Here is a 19,927-nt window from a genome sequence, read left to right on the forward strand (position 1 = left end):
GGCGAGGGAGCTTGCTCCCGCTGGGTTGCGCAGCAGCCCCAAAACCTGACGCGGTGGTGTATCAGGCCAAACGCGTTAAATTTTCCAAGGCCTGCTACGCAGTCCAGCGGGAGCAAGCTCCCTCGCCACAGGGGGCTGCGTTCAACCAGCCGTCTTGCGGCGGTTCCCAAAAGCCCCAATCGCTGAAACAATGCCAGCCATTGACAAAAAAGCTTTTGTTCCAAGGGAGTTACGGGTGCAAATTCAAGGTCATTACGAGCTTCAGTTCGAGGCCGTGCGTGAAGCGTTTGCGGCGCTGTTCGACAATTCCCAGGAGCGCGGCGCGGCGTTATGCATTCAGGTGAGCGGCCGCACCGTCGTCGACATCTGGGCCGGCACGGCCGATAAGGATGGTCATGAAGCCTGGCACAGCGACACCATCGCCAATCTGTTTTCCTGCACCAAGACATTCGCCGCCGTCACTGCCCTGCAACTGGTAGCCGAGGGCAAGCTGCAGCTCGATGCGCCGGTTGCCCGCTACTGGCCCGAGTTCGCGGCTGCCGGCAAGGAGTCCGTCACCCTGCGGCAATTGCTCTGCCATCAGGCCGGACTACCGGCGCTGAGAGAGTTGATGGCGCCTGAAGCACTTTATGACTGGCAGGCCATGACCGATGCCCTGGCGGCTGAAACGCCTTGGTGGACGCCTGGCGAGGGCCACGGTTATGCCGCGATCACCTACGGCTGGTTGATCGGCGAGTTGCTACGCAGGGCTGATGGCCGAGGGCCGGGTGAGTCCATCGTGGCTCGGGTCGCCAGACCGCTGGGGCTGGATTTTCATGTCGGCCTGGCGGACGAAGAATTTCATCGCGTGGCGCATATCGCCCGCGGCAAAGGTAACGCCGGAGATGCGGCGGCACAGCGCCTGTTGCAGGTGACGATGCGTGAACCTTCGGCCATGACCACCCGGGCCTTCACCAACCCGCCATCGATCATGACCAGCACCAACAAACCCGAGTGGCGCCGCATGCAGCAACCGGCCGCCAACGGCCACGGCAATGCCCGGAGCATCGCCGGGTTCTACGCCGGTCTGCTCGATGGCAGCCTGCTGGAAGGCGAAATGCTTGACGAACTGACCCGCCAGCACAGCTTCGGCGAGGACAAGACTTTATTGACCCAGACCCGTTTCGGCCTGGGTTGCATGCTCGACCAGGCGGATGTGCCCAACGCGACCTATGGCCTCGGGCCGCGGGCGTTCGGTCACCCTGGGGCAGGGGGCTCCATCGGTTTTGCCGATCCCGAGCATGACGTTGCGTTCGGTTTCGTGACCAACACATTGGGACCTTACGTCCTGATGGACCCGCGCGCGCAGAATCTCGCACGGGTGCTCGCCACTTGTCTGTAAATAGTGGTTGTCGGTAATGCACACAGGAACCTCGGCTCCTTTGCGGTTTCCAAGCGTCTGTTTATGCGGCCGGAACATGGCCTCTGTTTTTTCATCCTGATCATTTTGTGGATATCCAATGTCATCGAATAAAACCCTCGCTCTGGCGCTGTGCTTCGCTATTACCGGTTGCGCACAAAACCCACAAAATGATGCCGAGGGCGGCGGTGGCTGGTGGCCGTTCGGCTCGTCCGACAAGGTTGCGAGCAAGGACGGGGCGCCATCGGCTCCTTTGAAACCCGCCGCCCAGGCGCCGCAGGCCAAGGCCGAGGGAGCCACACACTGGTGGTGGCCGTTCTCTTCGGATGAATCCGCCGCGGATGATGTCGCCAAAAAAGAACCGCTGAAACCTGAAGCCAAACCTGAAGCCAAGGCGCCAGCCGTGGCCAAGGCCGAAGCCGAAAGCAACGGCAAATGGTGGTGGCCGTTCGGCGGCAAGGAACAGGAGACCGCCAAGGCGGTGCCGATGCCCGACCCGAAAGTCACCCAGGCCTGGCTCGACGACTATGAGCCGAAGCTGCGTACGGCGATCAAGGACAGCAAGCTCGAACTCGAACGTCGCGATAACGTGCTGGTGGTTACCGCTCCCGCGGACGGTTCGTTCAACCCTGATCGTCCGGCCATGCTGCTGCCGGTGACACTCGGTCCGTTCACTCGCGTGGCCAAGATTCTTGAAGCCGATCCGAAAACCGCCGTACTGATCCTTGGTCACGCCGATACATCGGGCGCGGCGCCGGCCAACCTGAAGCTCAGCCAGGAACGTGCTCAATCGGTGGCGGCGATATTCCGTCTCAGCGGTTTGCAGCGTGATCGCCTGATGCTGCGTGGCATGGGCTCGGTGGCTCCGCGTGCGGCCAACGACAGCGTTGAAGGCCGGGCCTTGAACCGTCGCGTCGAGTTGCTGGTTACGCCAGCGAACACCATGGTTGCATTGCTGAGCAAGTACAACATGCCAGCCCCTGCGCCAGTAACCATGGTAGCTGCCCAGGACGTGAAACCTGCCGCGCCGGCCCCGGCCCCGGCGACGAAAAAGGCTGCCGCTCCGGCTGCCAAGAAAGCAGCGGCCAAGAAGGCTCCGGCGAAGGCACCCGCGAAGAAGACCCCTGCCAAGAAGGCTACGCCCGCGAAGAAGCCCGAGCCGGCCAAGGCCGCTGCCGACGGCAAGAAAGTCGCTGCCGCCGATACCGCCAAACAGTGATTGGCTGACCACAAGGAACGCGCCATGACCCAAACCCTGGCTGATATGCGCCGTGACTACACCCGCGATGGCCTGACCGAAGCGCAAGCCCCGGCCGAGCCGTTCGCCTTGTTTCACCAATGGTTTGCCGAGGCGGTGAAAACCGAACAGGCACCGGTGGAAGCCAACGCCATGACCCTGGCGACAGTGGACGCAGACGGCAGGCCTCACTGCCGGATCCTGCTGCTCAAGGGGCTCGATACCGAGGGCTTCACGTTCTTCACCAACTACGACAGCGCCAAGGGCCAGCAACTGGCCGCGAATCCGTTCGCAGCCATGACGTTTTTCTGGCCGACGCTGGAGCGCCAGGTGCGCATCGAAGGCAAGGTCGTGAAGGTCACCCCACAAGAGTCGGACGCTTATTACCAGGTACGGCCGCTGGGTAGCCGTCTCGGTGCCTGGGCCTCACCCCAGAGCCGGGTGATCGCCGGGCGGGATGAGCTGGAAGACTTGCTCAAGGCCACTGAGCAACGCTTCAGCGACAGCCAACCCCATTGCCCCGAGCATTGGGGCGGCTATCGCCTGTTGCCCGAGCGCATCGAATTCTGGCAAGGCCGCCCGAGCCGCCTGCACGATCGCCTCAACTATCGCCTGCAAGGCGCGGACTGGATTCGCGAGCGTCTGGCGCCCTGACGTCGGAGTAACCTGCCGCAGCGGCCTGGAGCCAGTGCGGCAGGTCCCGACGCTTGATCCCTTGTTCGCGGGCGAGGGCCAGTTGTTGCAGCATGTAGTCTCGCTTCCGTCCATCCTGCCCCGCCAACGACAAGGCCAGGTCGCGGTCCATCCAGCGTTTGATACGTACGTAGAGCCATCCGTGAAAGTACAGACCGGCGACGGTGGTGGCGACTATGATGAAGTAATCCATGGAAAATCCCGGGGTCGATGACGCGAACTTTCGAAATTGGCGCTACTGTTGGGTGAATTTTTCGGGGTGCGCCTGTATCCCACCTGAATGAAAACAATTTTTCCCCGGCAAGGCCGTGACAGGCATCAAGCCGGGGGAGTTTAATGGATCACTGTCTTTTGGAGTTTGATGCTATGCGCAAGTCTGTTTTGCTGGTTGCTTCCTTTTCGACGATGGCGATGTTACTCACAGGCTGCCAGTCAAGCCTGACCGGTGACTCCTATTCCCGTGACGAAGCGCGTCGCGTGCAGACGATTCGCATGGGCACCATCGAGTCCCTGCGCCCGGTCAAGATCGAAGGTACCAAGACCCCGATCGGCGGCGCAGCCGGTGCGGTGGTGGGCGGTGTTGGCGGCAGCGCTATCGGTGGTGGTCGTGGCAGCATCGTGGCAGCCGTGATCGGCGCCGTGGCCGGTGGCCTGATCGGCTCCGCTACTGAAGAAGGCCTGACCCGTACCCAGGGTGTAGAGATCACTGTGCGTGAGGATGACGGCAGCATGCGTGCCTATGTCCAGCAGGTTCAGGAGAACGAAGTGTTCCGTGTAGGTGAGCGGGTGCGGATTTCGACTGTCGATGGCACGAGTCGCGTATCGCACTAAAGGCTATCGGTATGTATCCGTTGCTGCGGTAATGGCTGCTGGAGGTTCCGCTCTTACAGCGGGTCATTTTTGAAGAGCGCAAAAATATAAAACCGACCTGGTTTGATAGGTTTGCGTTTTCGCAGTAGGGGCGGGCTTGCTTGCGAAGACGGTGTGTCAGCCAATGAATATATTGGTAGGGCTGGCCCCTTCGCGAGCAGGCTCGCTCCCACAGGGATTCCATGTGTGCGGTGCAACCTGTATCTGCCGGAGATCTAATGTGGGAGCGAGCCTGCTCGCGATAGCGGTGGCTCAGCTACGGAGATGCCAAGCGCTTGTCGCGCTGTTGCTGTTGCTGTTGCTGTTGCTCTGCTTTTGACTTTGATCTCGGCGCCCCGTTAACCACGCTGGCCGAACGCAGGCATTGCGCAGTGGGCATCCCGGCATGGATGCCGGGATAGCCGCGCTGGGCCATGGATGGCCCTTCGCGGCGGGCCCACGGAGCAATGCCGGAGTGAGGGCACACCGAGCCCAAGCGAGGTGCCGAGTGGTGGGGCAGAGCGTTTTTGGTTACTTTTGGGGCTCTTCCAAAAGTGACTCGCCGTAAGGGCGAAACCCTAAGCAGCCGTGACCGCAGCAACGGATATACACCCCATCTCATGACAAGAAGCAAAGCCCGCTGAACACTCAGGAACTCAGCTCCGAAGGCTTACGACTAGCCATCGCCGTCACCCCATATCCAATCAGCGCCGCCAGGATCGACCCGGTGAGAATCCCCATCCGATCCATCCCCGCATACTCACTGACCTCCGGCACGAACGCCAGGGAGCCGACGAACAGGCTCATGGTAAAACCAATGCCACAAAGAATCGCCACGCCCAGTATCTGCCCCCAATTGGCCCCGGCAGGCAGACTGGCGATGCCGATTTTCACCGCCAGCCAGGTCAGGCTGAACACGCCGACAGTCTTGCCCAGCAACAGGCCGATTGCGATGCCCATCGGGACATGATGGGTAAAGCTCTCGACCGTGACACCGCTCAGCGAAAGGCCAGCGTTGGCGAATGCGAACAGCGGCAAGATAATGTAGGCCACCCAAGGATGCAGCGCATGCTCAAGCGTTAGCAGGGGAGAGGTTTCAGCGTTTCTCGTGCGCAGTGGGATGCAGAATGCCAGCGTCACCCCCGCCAGCGTGGCATGCACGCCGCTCTTGAGCACACAGACCCAGAGAATCAAGCCGACCACCATGTACGGTCCGAGCTTGACCACGCCCAGCCGATTCATTGCCACCAGGGCCGCGATGCAGGCCGCGGCCAGCCCCAACGACAGGGTCGACAGCTCGCCGGAGTAGAACATCGCGATGATGACGATGGCGCCCAGGTCATCAATGATCGCCAGCGTCATCAGGAACAGCTTGAGCGATACCGGTACGCGCTTGCCAAGCAAGGCCAGCACGCCGAGGGCAAAAGCAATATCGGTAGCCGTAGGAATCGCCCAGCCAGCAAGCGCGGCAGGGTTGTCGCGATTGAGAAACCAGTAGATCAGCGCCGGCACCAGCATGCCGCCTATTGCCGCGGCCCCCGGCAGGACGATCTGCGAAGGTTTCGACAGTTGCCCGTCGAGCACCTCGCGTTTGACCTCCAGGCCAATAAGCAGGAAGAACAGCGCCATCAGGCCGTCATTGATCCATAGCAGCAACGGCTTGGCGATCTTCAACGCACCGACCTGGACGACCACGGGCGTGTCCAGCAGGCCGCCATACAGCCAGGACAGCGGAGAGTTGTTGATGACCAGGGCCAGCACGGCGGCGGCAATCAAGAGCAGGCCGCTGGCAGCTTCCAGCTGGAAAAACCGCGTCAGTGAGTTACGTAGAGCCAAGGTTGCTCTCCATTCATCAAATCAAAAAGATGGCACACCCTAACCCGTACTGATTGTTGTTAAAACAAAAGTTATATTCTTTTTTGTTATATGTCGTTACAGCGCTTGGGCCGGGCATTCTGGCAGTTGCCGGGCACATTGGACCTTAGCTGTACCTGTGCGGGATGTCGGTTTTTTCCTAAGCTGGTGTCTCGTATTTCCTGAATAGATCGTGCCCCCGGCCATCGGTCTGCCTGAAAGTCCTACCGGCCCTGCGAGAAAACACCATGAACAATCCCCGCCAATGGGCGCGTGAAGCCATCCGTATCATCGAGGCGGATTTCCAACGCAGTGCCGATACGCATCTGATCCCATTGCCGCTGGCCGGACTGCCGGGCATCGAGCTGTATTTCAAGGATGAGTCCAGCCATCCCACCGGCAGCCTCAAGCACCGACTGGCCCGCTCGCTGTTCCTGTATGCGTTGTGCAATGGCTGGCTCAAGCCCGGTGCACCGGTGATCGAGGCCTCCAGCGGCTCGACGGCGATTTCCGAGGCGTATTTTGCGCGATTGCTGGGCCTGCCTTTCATCGCGGTGATGCCTGCCACTACCTCCCGGGAAAAAATCGCCCAGATCGCCTTCTATGGTGGCCAAAGCCATCTGGTGGATGACCCTACGCAGATCTACGCCGAATCCGAACGTCTGGCCCGCGAGCATGACGGGCATTTCATCGACCAGTTCACCTACGCCGAGCGGGCCACAGACTGGCGGGCGAACAACAACATCGCCGAGTCGATTTTCCAGCAGATGCGCTTCGAGCGGCATCCAGAGCCCACCTGGCTGATCTCCAGCCCTGGCACGGGCGGTACAACGGCCACCTTGGGGCGCTACGTACGTTATCGCCAGCACAGTACCCGTGTGCTGTGTGCCGACGCCGAGCGTTCGGTATTTTTCGACTACTACCGCAGCGGCGATGCCAGCCTGCGCCTGGATTGCGGGTCGCGGATCGAAGGGATCGGTCGGCCACGGGTCGAAGCCTCGTTCCTGCCCAAGGTGATCGATGCGATGGTCAAGGTGCCGGACGCCCTGTCCCTCGCGGCCATGCACTACCTGGCCCAGCGACTGGGACGGCGGGTCGGCGGATCCAGCGGCACCAACCTGATCGGCGCGCTGATCGCCGCGAAGCGAATGGTGCAAGGCGGTGAGTCGGGGTCGATCGTGGCGATTCTGTGTGATGGCGGGGAGCGTTATGCCACGACTTATTACGATCCGGCGTGGCTCAAGGCCCAGGGGTATGAGTTGGACCCATTGATCGATGCGGTGGCGGGATGTGCGGAGCGCGGAGAAGCGCTGCCGGAGGGCGTGTTGCGGGCCAATATCTGAATCACTGGGATCCCCTGTGGGAGCGAGCTTGCTCGCGATAGCGGTGGATCAGCCAACGGATGAGTTGGAGGCCAAGCCGTCATCGCGAGCAAGCTCGCTCCCACAGGGGCCTGCTGTTCATTCAATCCAGATGAACAGCATTTCACAGTGGATGGATGTCAGTCGTTCAAGCCAAGAATATCCCGCGCCACCGCTTCGGCGATCCGGATCCCGTCCACACCCGCCGACAAGATCCCGCCGGCATAACCGGCGCCTTCACCCGCCGGGAACAGGCCCTTCACGTTCAGGCTCTGCAGCGTTTCGTTGCGGGTGATGCGCAGCGGCGATGAAGTCCGAGTCTCGATGCCGGTGAGTACCGCATCATGCAGCGAATAACCCCGGATCTGTTTTTCGAACGCCGGCAGCGCTTCACGGATGGCCTCGATGGCGAAATCCGGCAGAGCCAGGGCCAGGTCGCCCAGGGCAACCCCAGGCTTGTAGGACGGTTCGACGCTGCCCAGCGCCGTGGACGGCTTGCCGGCGATGAAATCACCCACCAGTTGCGCGGGGGCTTCATAGTTGCTGCCACCGAGCACGAAGGCGTGGGACTCCAGGCGCTCCTGCAACTCGATGCCCGCCAGCGGGCCACCCGGGTAATCCACTTCCGGCGTGATGCCGACGACGATGCCGGAGTTGGCGTTGCGCTCGTTGCGCGAGTATTGGCTCATGCCATTGGTCACGACGCGGTTCGGCTCGGAGGTCGCCGCCACCACGGTGCCGCCCGGGCACATGCAGAAGCTGTACACCGAGCGACCATTTTTCGCGTGGTGCACCAGTTTGTAGTCGGCGGCGCCGAGTTTCGGGTGGCCGGCATACTTGCCCAGGCGTGCGCTGTCGATCAGCGATTGCGGATGCTCAATACGAAAACCCACCGAGAACGGCTTGGCTTCCATGTACACGCCACGGCTGTGGAGCATGCGGAAGGTATCCCGGGCGCTATGGCCCAGGGCAAGGATCACGTGTTTCGAACGGATCTGCTCACCGCTGGCCAGCTCGACGCCAACCAGTTGGCCGTCCTCGATCAAAACGTCGGTAACTCGCTCGCCGAAGCGCACTTCACCGCCCAGGGCGCGAATCTGCTCACGCATGTTTTCGACGACGCCGGTCAGGCGGAACGTACCGATATGCGGCTTGCTGACATAGAGGATTTCTTCGGGGGCCCCGGCCTTGACGAACTCATGCAGGACCTTGCGCCCAAGGAACTTCGGATCCTTGATCTGGCTGTAGAGCTTGCCGTCGGAGAATGTCCCCGCGCCGCCTTCGCCGAACTGCACGTTGGACTCGGGGTTGAGCACGCTTTTACGCCACAGGCCCCAGGTGTCCTTGGTGCGCTGGCGTACTTCCGGGCCGCGCTCAAGGATGATCGGCTTGAAGCCCATCTGCGCGAGCAGCATGGCGGCGAAGATGCCGCACGGCCCGAAGCCGACCACGATCGGCCGCTCGCTCAAGTCCGCCGGTGCCTGGCCAACCACCTTGTAGCTGATGTCCGGCGCTTCGTTGACATTACGGTCATCGGCGAACTTGCGCAGCACACCGGCTTCATCGCGCACCGACAGGTCGATGGTGTAGATGAAGCACAGTTCGGAGGATTTCTTGCGGGCGTCGTAGCTGCGCTTGAACAGGGTGAAGTCGAGCAGGTCATCTTTGGCGATGCCCAGCCGCTGCACGATGGCAGGGCGCAAGTCTTCTTCGGGATGGTCGATCGGCAGCTTGAGTTCGGTGATTCGTAACATGACGGGGTCCGGTTCGCGGGGCGCACAACTGCGCCAAGGCGTTCTTCAAACCGGCGATTATAAGCCGCAATCCCGGTTTTCCGTGAGGTTAAAACCCGTCATGCGTCGAATCAGTCGTCGCGCGCGCCACCAAAGTAGGCGCAACCGCGCTGGACTTGACCGTTGACCCGCAACTCGGCGCTCATGTGCTGCACGCTGCCACTGGTGCTGTCGACGCAGCGTTGCGGCGTGACCCACAACTCGACCTTCTGGCCGTTGGCCTCGGTGCCGAGGTTGAAGCGGCCATCGCCCAACTGCTCCTCGACGTACGGCACCGCCAGCGGCGGCTGCCCTTCGCGATCCAGGACCAGGCCCTTGCCGCTGGCCTTAAGTGTCCATTCAGGGGCATGTCCCGCTGCCCGCAGAATCACCCGTTTGAAGTCAACATCATCGCAAGCGGTCCCGGAGCGTTCCAGGCGATACAGCTGCTCGACGTCCAGTTGGCTGTCGGTGCCGGCCGCTGCGCTGGAAACGATACGCCCGCGCAGATCGGCGAACAGTTTGCCGCGATCATCCGCCAGGGTGGCGGCTTGTTGCAGCACACTGGTGCCGCCGGTGTCGTTGACGATGTAGCGGCGCTGTTCCTGGCACGGCTGGAACACCAGCTTGCCATCGGCCGCCGTGAGTTCGCCCTGCATGCGCGTCTGGCCGGCATGGGAGGCGCTCTGGCGCGGGGCGTCGAGCAACTGGCAGCCGGCGAAAAGCGCAAGCGAGGCAATACACAACAGGGAACGGGCGGCACGCATCATTGGGTCTCCAGACAAGTGCCGCCACGTTACTCAGACTGATCCTTCATCACAAGGGGTCAGCCGACGTGAAAAGTCTGTCCGGTTTGCAGGCCTTCGACGCTCTTGGCGTAGGCCAATGCCACTTCAGCCGCAGGAACCGGCTTGTAGCCGCGGAAGTACGGCGCATATTTGTCCATCGCTTCCAGCAATACGTTCGGGCTTACCGAGTTGAGCCTGAGGCCCCGGGGCAGCTCGATTGCCGCAGCGCGCACAAAACTGTCGAGGGCGCCGTTCACCAGGGCCGCCGAGGCGCCGCTCTTGATCGGGTCGTGGCTGAGTACGCCGGTGGTGAGGGTAAAGGATGCGCCGTCATTGGCGAATTCGCGGCCGATCAATACAAGATTGACCTGACCCATCAACTTGTCTTTCAAACCGAGGGCGAAGCTTTCTTCGGTCATGTCGCCCAGCGGCGCGAAAGTGACGTTGCCCGCCGCACAAACCAAGGCATCGAAGCGGCCGGTTTTTTCGAACAGGGCGCGGATCGAGGCGCTGTCGCTGATATCCACTTGCACATCACCGCTGTGGCGGCCGATACGGACAATTTCATGACGGGGCGACAACTCGTTAGCGATGGCCGAACCGATGGTTCCGTTGGCGCCGATCAACAGGATTTTCATGGACTGATCCTCAAATGGGGTGGACGAGGTTGCAGTCTAGAGTGGATTTTCCTGGGGATAAGCGTGCTAATAGGAAACCTTTGGTTTTCATTTGGAAACAATCCAATGAGCGAGATCGATGATCTGGCAGCGTTTGCCGTGCTGGTCGAGGCCGGTAGTTTTACCCTGGCGGCGCAGCGGTTGGGATGCAGCAAGGGGCAGTTGTCCAAGCGCATCAGCCTGCTGGAGGAGCGGTTTTCAGTGATCCTGCTCCAGCGCACGACGCGACGCCTGAGCCTGACGGCGGCGGGTGCGGCGCTGTTGCCCCAGGCCCAGGCCTTGTTGGTGCAAGTGGAAAGGGCGCGTCAGGCGTTGGCCCGCTTGAAGGGTGAAATTTCCGGGCCGGTGCGGATGACGGTGCCGGTTTCGTTGGGCGAAACCTTTTTTGAAGGCCTGCTGACCGAGTTCGCTCTCGCCTACCCCGACGTGCAGATCGAGTTGGAGCTCAATAACGGTTACCGCGATTTATCGCGCGATGGGTTTGATCTGGCGATCCGCTCGGATGCGGCGATCGACGAGCGGCTCGTGGCGCGCCCGCTGCTGGCCTGGCATGAACTGACCTGCGCCAGCCCGGCCTATCTGGAACGCTTCGGTGAGCCCGCGGTTCCCCAGGCCCTGGCGGAGCACAAATGCCTGCTCAACAGTCACTACAGCGGTCGTGAGGAATGGTTGTACCACCAGCAACATGAATTGCTGCGGGTGCGGGTGTCCGGGCCGTTTGCCAGCAACCATTACAGCCTGTTGAAAAAAGCCGCCCTGGCCGGCGCTGGAATCGCCCGTCTGCCGTCGTATCTGCTTGACCAGGAACTGGCCGACGGCCGCCTGCGCTGGTTGCTGCGGGACTTTCAGACCCGTCGCATGCCGATGTATCTGGTGCATCCATATCAGGGAGGGTTGCCCAAGCGTACGCAGGTGCTGGCTGATTATCTGATTGAATGGTTCAAACGCAGCGGGGAGGCGCTGGATCGGTTGTAATCGGTCCCTGTGGCGAGGGAGCTTGCTCCCGCTCGGTTGCGCAGCGACCGCAAAATCTTAGGGCCGCTACGCAGCCCAGCGGGAGCAAGCTCCCTCGCCACGGGGGCGTGCGCATCTAGATGAAAAAAAACGGCCCGAAGGCCGTTTTTTCTATCGCGACAGATTCAACCGCCCAGGTACGCCTCGCGCACTTTCGGGTCGGTCAGCAGTGCTTCACCGGTGCCTTGCATCACCACGCGACCGTTCTCCAGCACGTACGCCCGGTCAGCGATCTTCAGCGCCTGGTTGGCATTCTGCTCCACCAGGAACACCGTCACGCCATCCTTGCGCAGCTGTTCGATGATGTCGAAGATCTGCTGGATGATGATCGGCGCCAGGCCCAGCGACGGCTCGTCGAGCAGCAGCAGCTTGGGCTTGCTCATCAGTGCACGACCGATGGCGAGCATCTGCTGTTCGCCGCCGGACATGGTGCCGCCGCGCTGGGTAAAACGCTCTTTCAGGCGTGGGAAAAGGTGCAGCACCTTGTCCATCTGCTCCTGAAAGTCGCCCTTGTCGGTAAAAAAACCGCCCATTGCGAGGTTTTCTTCCACGGTCAGCCGGGCAAATACCCGACGGCCTTCAGGCACCACGGCGATGCTCTTGCGCATGATTTGCGCCGAGTCCTGGCCCACCAGATCCTCACCCATGTAGCGGATGCTGCCGCTGTGGGCCTGCGGCGAACCGCAGAGTGTCATCAGCAGGGTGGACTTGCCGGCGCCGTTGGCACCGATCAGCGTGACGATTTCGCCCTGGCGGACCTCGACGTTGACGCTGTGCAGCGCCTGGATCTTGCCGTAGAAGGTGGAAACGTTTTCGAACTGCAGCATTTACGCTTCCCCCAGGTAGGCTTTGATCACTTCAGGATTGTCGCGGATCTGTTCCGGCGTACCATCGGCCAGGGGCGTGCCCTGGTTGATCACGACGATGTGGTCGGAAATGCTCATGACCAGCTTCATGTCATGCTCGATCAGCAGCACGGTCACGTTGTGCTCCTCGCGCAGCACGCTGATCAGCGCCTTCAGGTCTTCGGTTTCCTTCGGGTTCAGGCCGGCGGCCGGTTCGTCGAGCATGAGGATCCGCGGACGGGTCATCATGCAGCGGGCGATTTCCAGGCGCCGTTGCTGACCGTAGGCCAGGGTCCCGGCGGTACGGTTGGCGAACTCGGTAAGGTTGACCTTGTCCAGCCAGTACTCGGCGTACTCCATGGCCTCGCGTTCGCTCTTGCGGAACGCCGGGGTCTTGAACAGGCCGGCAAAGAAGTTGGTGTTCAGGTGACGATGCTGGGCAATCAGCAGGTTTTCGACCGCCGTCATGTCCTTGAACAGCCGCACGTTCTGGAAGGTCCGCACCACGCCCTTGCGGGCAATGTGATGACCGGGCAGGCCCTGGATCGGTTCGCCGTCCAGCAGGATGGTGCCGCCGGTAGGCTGGTAGAAACCGGTCAGGCAGTTGAACACGGTGGTCTTGCCCGCGCCGTTCGGCCCGATCAAGGCAACCACTTGTTTCTCTTGCACAGTCAGGGCCACGCCGTTGACCGCCAGCAGTCCGCCGAAGCGCATGCTCAGATTTTCGACTTTCAGGATCTCGCGGCTCATTTGCGCAGCTCCATGTGCGGGCGTTGCATAGGCAGCAGACCTTGAGGACGCCAGATCATCATCAGCACCATCAAGGCGCCGAACATCAACATGCGGTATTCGCTGAATTCACGCATCATTTCGGGCAGCAGGATCATCACGATCGCCGCCAGGATCACACCCAATTGCGAGCCCATCCCGCCCAGCACGACGATGGCGAGGATGATCGCCGACTCGATGAAGGTGAAGGACTCGGGCGTCACCAGGCCTTGGCGAGCGGCGAAGAAGCTACCGGCGAAACCGGCGAACGCAGCACCCAGGGTAAAGGCCGAAAGCTTGATCACGGTCGGGTTGAGACCCAGCGCACGGCAGGCGATTTCGTCTTCGCGCAAGGCTTCCCACGCACGGCCGATCGGCATGCGCAGCAGGCGGTTGATGACGAACAACGCGGCCAGGGCCAGCAGCAGGGCGACCAGGTAGAGGAAGATCACCTTGTTGATCGAGTTGTATTGCAGGCCGAAGTACTCGTGGAAGGTCTGCAGGCCTTCGGCGGCTTTACGTTCGAAGGTCAGGCCGAAGAACGTCGGCTTCTCGATGTTGCTGATGCCGTTCGGGCCGCCGGTGATGTCGGTCAGGTTGCGCAGGAACAGACGGATGATCTCGCCAAAACCCAGGGTCACGATCGCCAGGTAGTCGCCGCGCAAGCGCAGGACCGGGAACCCCAGCAGAAAACCGAAGGTGGCGGCCATCATTCCGGCGATCGGCAGGCAGATCCAGAAGCTCAGGCCGAAGTAGTGCGACAGCAGCGCGTAGCTGTAGGCCCCGACGGCGTAGAAGCCGACATAACCCAGGTCCAGCAGGCCGGCCAGGCCCACGACGATGTTCAGGCCGAGGCCGAGCATCACGTAGATCAGGATCAGCGTGGCGATGTCCACCGCGCCGCGAGAGCCGAAGAACGGCCATACCAGGGCCACGACGATCAGGCCCAGCACGATCCAGCGCTGGGTCGACGGCAGGGTCAGGAAGTTGCTGGCCTTGGCCGGGATCACCGGCACGCCGGGCGACGCTTTCCACGCCGCACTGATCTGCGTGCTGAACAGCACCCGCAGGAACATCAGGACGGAACATACGGCGATGGTCGCCAGGATGGTCGGGCTGGTGCCGTGCACTTCCAGGTTGATACCAACGATGGTCAGTTTGAGACCGAGTACCGGATAGGCCACGGCCCAGACCAGCAGGGCGCTGAAGAGCGCCGATTTGAGATGCCTAGTCATACTTTCTCAACCTCCGGACGGCCCAGGATGCCGGTCGGCCGGAATAACAGAACCAGAACCAACAAGCCGAACGCCACGACGTCCTTGTACTGGTCGCCGAAAATGTCGGCACCAAAGGCTTCCGCCACGCCCAGCACCAATCCGCCGAGCATCGCGCCGGGGATGCTGCCGATGCCGCCGAGCACCGCGGCGGTAAAGGCTTTCAGGCCCACGAGGAAACCGGCGTTGGGGTTGATGACGCCATATTGCATGCTCAACAGCACCGCGGCGATGGCCGCCAGGGCCGCACCGATGACGAAGGTCAGGGCGATGATGTTGTTGGTGTTGATGCCCAGCAGGTTGGCCATCTTGATGTCCTCGGCGCAGGCGCGGCAGGCGCGGCCCAGGCGGGAACGGGAGATGAACAGCGTAAGGCCGAGCATGGCGACCAGGGTCACCACGAACACCACGATTTGCATGTAGGAAATCAGCACTTCATGTGCCCCGCCTGGCCCGATGGCGAAGTTGCCCGGAATCAGGTTGGGAATGGATTTGTCCTTGGAGTCTTGCGAAAGCAGTACCGTGTTCTGCAGGAAGATCGACATACCGATGGCGGAAATCAGCGGGATCAGACGGTTGCTGCCGCGCAGCGGGCGGTAGGCGATCCGTTCGATGCTGTAGCCATAAGAACTGGTAACCACGATGCTCGCGATGAAAGCTGCGGTCATCAACAGCGGGACACTGTCGAGTCCCATCATGGCCAGCCCGGCGATGGCGATGAACGCCACGTAGGAGCCGATCATGTACACCTCGCCGTGGGCGAAGTTGATCATTCCAATGATGCCGTAGACCATCGTATAGCCGATGGCGATCAGGGCATACGTGCTGCCAACGGTCAGGCCGTTAACCAGCTGCTGGAAGAAGTGATAGATGTCAGGCATTACAGCGCTCCTAAAAACCTGATACGCATTTCACTGGTGGAGTCATTTTCCCGCCCGGGTCCCGTGGATCTGCATCCACTTCGAACACGAGGTTTGCCAGCGAACCGCTGATGACGGTTTTGAGATTTTCAGGTGGGGAGACTGGCGGATCACGCCAGCGCGGCCCAATACATTTAAAACAAAGCCCACGGCACGCCGTGGGCTTTATTGGCAGTCAGTCAGGCCAGGCCTTACTGAGGCGAAGCTTCGGTTTTAGGTTTGCCGAAATGCCACTCGTAAACCACGAACTTGAAGTCCTTCAGGTCGCCCTTCGCGTCGAAGCTCAGGTCACCGGTTGGGGTCTTGAAGGTGCCGGCGTGGATGGCTTCAGCCACTTTTTCCGGATCTTCGCTCTTGGTGGAAGTGATGGCCTGGGCGATCACTTGCACAGCCGAGTAGGACGGGAACACGAACGGACCGCTCGGGTCTTCTTTCTTGGCCTTGAACGCGTCAGCCAGGGCGACGTTGGCCGGATCCTGGTCGAACGATTTCGGCAGGGTCACCAGCAGGCCTTCGGAGGATTCCTTGGCGATTTGCGAGATGGAGTCGTTGCCCACGCCTTCCGGACCCATGAACTTGGCTTTCAGGCCTTTTTCCTGGGCTTGACGCAAGATCAGGCCCAGCTCCGGGTGGTAGCCGCCGTAGTAGACGAAGTCGACGTTGGCTTGCTTGAGCTTGGCGATCATCGAGGAGAAGTCCTTGTCGCCGGCGTTGACGCCTTCGAACACGGCAACCTTGGTGCCTTTCTTCTCGAGGGTGGCTTTCACCGCGCTGGCGATGCCTTCGCCGTACTGTTGCTTGTCGTGCAGGACCGCAACGATCTTCGGCTTGACGTGGTCGGCGATGTAGTTGCCGGCCGCAGGGCCTTGAGCGCTGTCCAGGCCGATGGTGCGGAAGATCATCTTGTAGCCGCGCGCGGTGATGTCCGGGCTGGTGGCGGCCGGAGTGATCATGATCACGCCTTCGTCTTCGTAGATATCCGAAGCCGGCTGGGTGGAGCTGGAGCACAGGTGGCCCACCACGAACTTGACGCCGTCGTTGACGACCTTGTTCGCAACCGCGACCGCTTGTTTTGGATCACAGGCGTCGTCGTATTCAACGGCGACCAGTTGCTTGCCGTCGACGCCACCCTTGGCGTTGATCTGCTCGATGGCCATTTTCGCGCCACTGAACTGCATGTCGCCGTATTGGGCTACAGGGCCGGTTTTCGGGCCGGCGATGCCGATCTTGATGGTGTCGGCGGCGAACGAATGGCTGGCAACCCCGGCCAGAACCATAGCGGCAAACAGTTTGGAAATCTGCTTAGTAGCCTTAGTCATAGTGCTCCACTCATGCTGTTGTAGTTTTTATAGTCCTGGCGCCGTAGCAGCAGAACCGGGTCAGATATCTTGGATACCCACGCGGAAAATGCCCCCGGCAACTGTACCGGTACAGTGTAGAGCGCCGATTGTTGGCAAGGGAAGCTGGCGCTTGGGGGCAAAGCCTGGGGGTGTCGCTTTATTGAAAGAAAAAGACAGATTCGCGGCGGGGTTTGTCCGGTCAAATCGGCAATCCTTGGCTTTCCTGCGCTTTTCAATCGGTGCTGCAATTGCAACCGGGTTTTTCTGCCAGACCACCGACGTTATCATTCGCGCCGATTTCTTTTCCGGACAGCTCCCATGAATCAAGAACCTAGCACCCTCTATGCCAAATTGCTCGGTGAAACCGCATCCATTTCCTGGAAGGAGCTGGAACCGTTCTTTGCCAAGGGTGCCCTATTGTGGGTCGATCCGGCACTGGATCTGATCGCCGCCGCCGAGGCCATTGCCGAGGACGAAGGTACCAAAGTCGCCGCCTGGCTGGCCGGCGGGCAGCTCGCCAAGCTGTCTGAAACGCGGGCGCTGGATTTTCTCGAGCGTGATCCGCTGCTGTGGGCCGTGGTGGTTTCGCCGTGGATCATGATCCAGGAAAGGGCGTCGAATTGATCGGTGCACCAAGTTGGTTCGTGTTTCGGCATCTCGGAAAGTGTGTAGGTGAGTAGCGTGATGACAGCCTGCCGTGGCGAAACGCCACAGGGCAGGGTGACGTATACGTAACGGGAACAGTTTTTGGCGCGGCCGGTGGGCTGCCTAATTGTTTCTGGATGTTGTTTTGTAGTGCCGCTCATGGCCCCTTCGCGAGCAGGCTCGCTCCCACAAGGGATATGTGTTCACAAATCCTGTGGGAGCGAGCCTGCTCGCGAAGCGGTGTCACGCCAGCCTCAATAACTCTTGCCAGTATGGTTATTCAGCGAAATAACCTTGGTCTTGCCGATCCGGTGACGGTAGATCTCGCGCAGGTACTTGATCGACTTCTTCACGCAGTCGCGGGACAGGCGGATGTCATTGATCGAGACAAACTTGTCCTTGTCACTGATCAGCTCGCGGTACTTCTTCTCGTACATCGGCTTGATCGCGTACCAGTTGGTGTCGAGGATCTTCGCCGGGTTCTCGAATTCGTTGAGCAACTCATCGATGCGTGCTTCGTCGAATTCTTCATTGATGATGAAGTCCAGGATCGAGTTGTCCAGGGTCTCGTCGAAGCGATACGGCGTGCGGGCAAAGCAGCGCTTGATGAACGCCACGATCAGGGTCAGGAAGTCATCCGACAGGCACGGGCTCTTGGCGATCAGGGTAGTCAGCGACAAGTTGGCCGAGGCGCCGATCACCAGCGCATAGCGCTTGAGCGTGGTGTTCGGGAACAGGCTGTTGAGGTGGGTCTTGAGCCGGTTCAGGTCCATGTAGGACAGCTTGTAGTCCTTGGGCAGCGAGACGATCGACACCACCGACGAGCAATTCTTGAAGAAGTGCAGGTCGTGCAGGGCGGCGGCGTCGTAGCCGGAATTCTTGTATTGCTCCAGCGAGGCCCGGTAGCGCTTGGATTCGATGGGCAGCAGGCTGATGCCTTCGATGGCCTGGGTGACCTTGTTGAAGTGCGGCAGGTCGATGGAGCGGAAGAACAGGTCGTCGATGTTCAGGCGCGGCGGCTCTTTTTCGAACACCTTGAACTTGTCGCCGCTCGGCGCCGGGGTTTCCGGAACGACGGATTCAGCGTAGGCAATCGCTACCGGGCCGGCCAGGCTCATGAACAGGTCGTTTGCGTCGAGGCGGATGGTCTCGCCGATGTCGATGCCGGCGCGCCGGAAGTAGTTCTGGTCGTAGTCGGTGGTCACGGCCTGGGCCGTCAGGATGTTGAAGATCTGCTGGGAAATATACTGGTTGGCGTGCTTTTCCATGGCATTGACATCAATGTTCTGGATGTTGCCGTCATCGCTTTCTTCGGCGTAGCGCATGATGTCGTTGGAGATCAGCATCATCGCGTTCCATGGCCGGATACGGCCCATGACGCTGGCTTCGCTGCTGTCTTCGTTGGCGAAGTTGTACGAGAAATCCCATTCTTCCGAGAGGTATTTGCACAGCAGCCGTCCGGCGTTGATGTGCAGCGCCTCGGACATTTCACTGCGATGATCGGAAATGTTCGGCAGCACGCAGATGCCGCTGGTGAAAATCGGTTCGAAGACGAAGGAGTGGCCGCTCTTGCTGTCGTGTTCGTCCATCGGCTTGGTGTCGAACGTCTTGTTCATGTACGAGTACTGCTGGGCCAGGCCGAACTCCGAAGCCATGCCCGAACCGGTACCGCCACCGGCGCTGAAGATCGAGAAGTACAGCCGCGACTGGTTGGCCTTGATGCCGCAGCTATCGATCAGGTACGAGTGGATCATTTTCCAGTCGGGGCTGGAGAAGCGCTGGGTGTCCTTGTTCAGGATGATCTTCGCCAGGTACTGGCCGAGGATCGGCGCGTTACCGGCACCACCCGCATGGACTTCGGAGAGGTCCATGATTTTCATTTTGCTGTAGTCGCGCAAGAACCCGCTTTTTTCGCCCTTGCGGGAAAAACGGATACGCCCGGCGATGTCTTTGTCCAGGTCGCCGAGCATGACCAGCGGTTCCACCAGGAACACCGGTTTGCTGGCCTTGCTGGTCCCCAGGCGCAGGTTGCGCATCCACTGCGCGGGGCGATAGCCCTTGTCACCGTAGTGCTTGTCTTCGGCGTTGAATTCGTTGAGATAGAACTTGCGCGCGTTGTAGACCAGTTCCGCGACGTCCAGGGCGATGTTGGAGCCGCAGCGTCCGAGGCCGATAAGGCACACCGAGGGGAATTCCTGCTGGCCACGTTCGCTCTCGTCATCCACCAGGTGTGGCGGGCGCGGGAACACGGCATCGCGCAGGCCGTCGAGGTTGTCGAGGATGCGGTCGGTGTTGGTCTCGGTGAAATACAGGTATTGCTGGGTCGCCAGCGATCGCGAGCTGCTCGACAGCGTCGAGGCTTCAGGGCCGTTGGCGGCTGGGCTCAGGGTCAGATCGGAAACCGCAGTGGCTGATTTTTTGGAGGTCATTGTGCGCCGTATGCCTGTAGTGGTCGGCTCGGCGACAAGCTGTCATCGAGTCATCACGGAAT

At 60.8% G+C, this 19,927-nt stretch carries 19 protein-coding genes; 7 read left to right on the forward strand and 12 right to left on the reverse strand.

Going from position 1 to position 19,927, the window contains the following annotated elements:
* Positions 1–235 precede the first annotated feature (235 nt).
* The 3 genes from J3P94_RS06915 (at position 236) to pdxH (ending at position 3,290) form a co-directional block, all read left to right on the forward strand.
* On the forward strand, positions 236–1,381 hold the full coding sequence (locus J3P94_RS06915) for a serine hydrolase domain-containing protein (RefSeq protein WP_434572239.1): 1,146 nt from the start codon (positions 236–238) through the stop codon (positions 1,379–1,381).
* A 118-nt stretch (positions 1,382–1,499) separates the two neighbouring features.
* A complete protein-coding gene (locus tag J3P94_RS06920; RefSeq protein WP_434572241.1) occupies positions 1,500–2,618 on the forward strand; it encodes an OmpA family protein in 1,119 nt (372 codons plus the stop codon).
* A gap of 24 nt (positions 2,619–2,642) precedes the next feature.
* Positions 2,643–3,290: a pyridoxamine 5'-phosphate oxidase gene (gene pdxH / locus J3P94_RS06925; protein WP_434572243.1), complete on the forward strand. Its 648-nt coding sequence runs from the start codon at positions 2,643–2,645 to the stop codon at positions 3,288–3,290.
* On the opposite strand, the gene J3P94_RS06930 is transcribed toward pdxH, so the two are convergent.
* Positions 3,238–3,522: a hypothetical protein gene (locus J3P94_RS06930; RefSeq protein WP_434572245.1), complete on the reverse strand. Its 285-nt coding sequence runs from the start codon at positions 3,520–3,522 to the stop codon at positions 3,238–3,240. The genes pdxH and J3P94_RS06930 overlap by 53 nt on opposite strands.
* Positions 3,523–3,695: 173 nt before the next feature.
* On the opposite strand from J3P94_RS06930, the gene J3P94_RS06935 reads away from it, so the two are divergent.
* Positions 3,696–4,160: a glycine zipper 2TM domain-containing protein gene (locus tag J3P94_RS06935; protein WP_003184697.1), complete on the forward strand. Its 465-nt coding sequence runs from the start codon at positions 3,696–3,698 to the stop codon at positions 4,158–4,160.
* A 666-nt stretch (positions 4,161–4,826) separates the two neighbouring features.
* Here J3P94_RS06935 and nhaA read toward each other — a convergent pair.
* Complete coding sequence (gene nhaA, locus J3P94_RS06940) at positions 4,827–6,014, reverse strand: Na+/H+ antiporter NhaA (RefSeq protein WP_434572247.1); 1,188 nt, start codon at positions 6,012–6,014, stop codon at positions 4,827–4,829.
* 266 nt (positions 6,015–6,280) lie between these two features.
* On the opposite strand from nhaA, the gene J3P94_RS06945 reads away from it, so the two are divergent.
* Complete coding sequence (locus J3P94_RS06945) at positions 6,281–7,375, forward strand: PLP-dependent cysteine synthase family protein (protein ID WP_434572249.1); 1,095 nt, start codon at positions 6,281–6,283, stop codon at positions 7,373–7,375.
* A 158-nt stretch (positions 7,376–7,533) separates the two neighbouring features.
* Here J3P94_RS06945 and J3P94_RS06950 read toward each other — a convergent pair whose 3' ends face one another.
* The 3 genes from J3P94_RS06950 to J3P94_RS06960 all read right to left on the reverse strand — a co-directional run bounded on the left by J3P94_RS06950 (position 7,534) and on the right by J3P94_RS06960 (position 10,591).
* A complete protein-coding gene (locus J3P94_RS06950; protein WP_434572251.1) occupies positions 7,534–9,147 on the reverse strand; it encodes an NAD(P)/FAD-dependent oxidoreductase in 1,614 nt (537 codons plus the stop codon).
* Positions 9,148–9,257: 110 nt separating this feature from the next.
* Entirely contained in the window at positions 9,258–9,932 is a 675-nt protein-coding gene (locus tag J3P94_RS06955) for a COG3650 family protein (protein ID WP_434574114.1), read from the reverse strand.
* Between the two features lie 59 nt (positions 9,933–9,991).
* Positions 9,992–10,591 (reverse strand): short chain dehydrogenase, encoded by a 600-nt coding sequence (locus J3P94_RS06960; protein ID WP_434572253.1) that lies wholly within the window; start codon positions 10,589–10,591, stop codon positions 9,992–9,994.
* A 105-nt stretch (positions 10,592–10,696) separates the two neighbouring features.
* Between J3P94_RS06960 and J3P94_RS06965 the strand changes: the two genes are divergently transcribed.
* A complete protein-coding gene (locus J3P94_RS06965) occupies positions 10,697–11,605 on the forward strand; it encodes a LysR family transcriptional regulator (RefSeq protein WP_434572255.1) in 909 nt (302 codons plus the stop codon).
* A gap of 164 nt (positions 11,606–11,769) precedes the next feature.
* Here J3P94_RS06965 and J3P94_RS06970 read toward each other — a convergent pair whose 3' ends face one another.
* The 6 genes from J3P94_RS06970 to J3P94_RS06995 form a co-directional block, all read right to left on the reverse strand.
* Positions 11,770–12,471: an ABC transporter ATP-binding protein gene (locus J3P94_RS06970; protein ID WP_434572257.1), complete on the reverse strand. Its 702-nt coding sequence runs from the start codon at positions 12,469–12,471 to the stop codon at positions 11,770–11,772.
* Entirely contained in the window at positions 12,472–13,239 is a 768-nt protein-coding gene (livG, locus tag J3P94_RS06975) for a high-affinity branched-chain amino acid ABC transporter ATP-binding protein LivG (protein WP_434558356.1), read from the reverse strand.
* Entirely contained in the window at positions 13,236–14,492 is a 1,257-nt protein-coding gene (locus J3P94_RS06980; RefSeq protein ID WP_434572259.1) for a high-affinity branched-chain amino acid ABC transporter permease LivM, read from the reverse strand. The genes livG and J3P94_RS06980 overlap by 4 nt, the downstream gene beginning before the upstream one ends.
* A complete protein-coding gene (gene livH, locus J3P94_RS06985) occupies positions 14,489–15,412 on the reverse strand; it encodes a high-affinity branched-chain amino acid ABC transporter permease LivH (RefSeq protein ID WP_014336891.1) in 924 nt (307 codons plus the stop codon). Before livH ends, J3P94_RS06980 begins: the two co-directional genes overlap by 4 nt.
* A gap of 230 nt (positions 15,413–15,642) precedes the next feature.
* Positions 15,643–16,770, reverse strand: a complete 1,128-nt coding sequence (locus J3P94_RS06990) for a branched-chain amino acid ABC transporter substrate-binding protein (protein WP_434572261.1) — start codon at positions 16,768–16,770, stop codon at positions 15,643–15,645.
* Between the two features lie 60 nt (positions 16,771–16,830).
* Positions 16,831–17,079, reverse strand: coding sequence for a hypothetical protein (locus J3P94_RS06995; RefSeq protein WP_434572263.1), 249 nt, complete (start codon positions 17,077–17,079; stop codon positions 16,831–16,833).
* 30 nt (positions 17,080–17,109) lie between these two features.
* On the opposite strand from J3P94_RS06995, the gene J3P94_RS07000 reads away from it, so the two are divergent.
* Complete coding sequence (locus J3P94_RS07000; protein WP_434572265.1) at positions 17,110–17,415, forward strand: DUF2288 domain-containing protein; 306 nt, start codon at positions 17,110–17,112, stop codon at positions 17,413–17,415.
* 275 nt (positions 17,416–17,690) lie between these two features.
* Here the strand turns inward: J3P94_RS07000 and J3P94_RS07005 are convergent, their stop codons facing one another.
* Positions 17,691–19,865 carry a hypothetical protein gene (locus tag J3P94_RS07005; RefSeq protein WP_434572267.1) on the reverse strand — a complete coding sequence of 725 codons (2,175 nt, stop codon included), beginning with the start codon at positions 19,863–19,865 and terminating at the stop codon, positions 17,691–17,693.
* Positions 19,866–19,927: the final 62 nt, after the last annotated feature.

It is taken from the genome of Pseudomonas sp. Z3-8, from assembly GCF_051131975.1.
Classification (GTDB): domain Bacteria; phylum Pseudomonadota; class Gammaproteobacteria; order Pseudomonadales; family Pseudomonadaceae; genus Aquipseudomonas.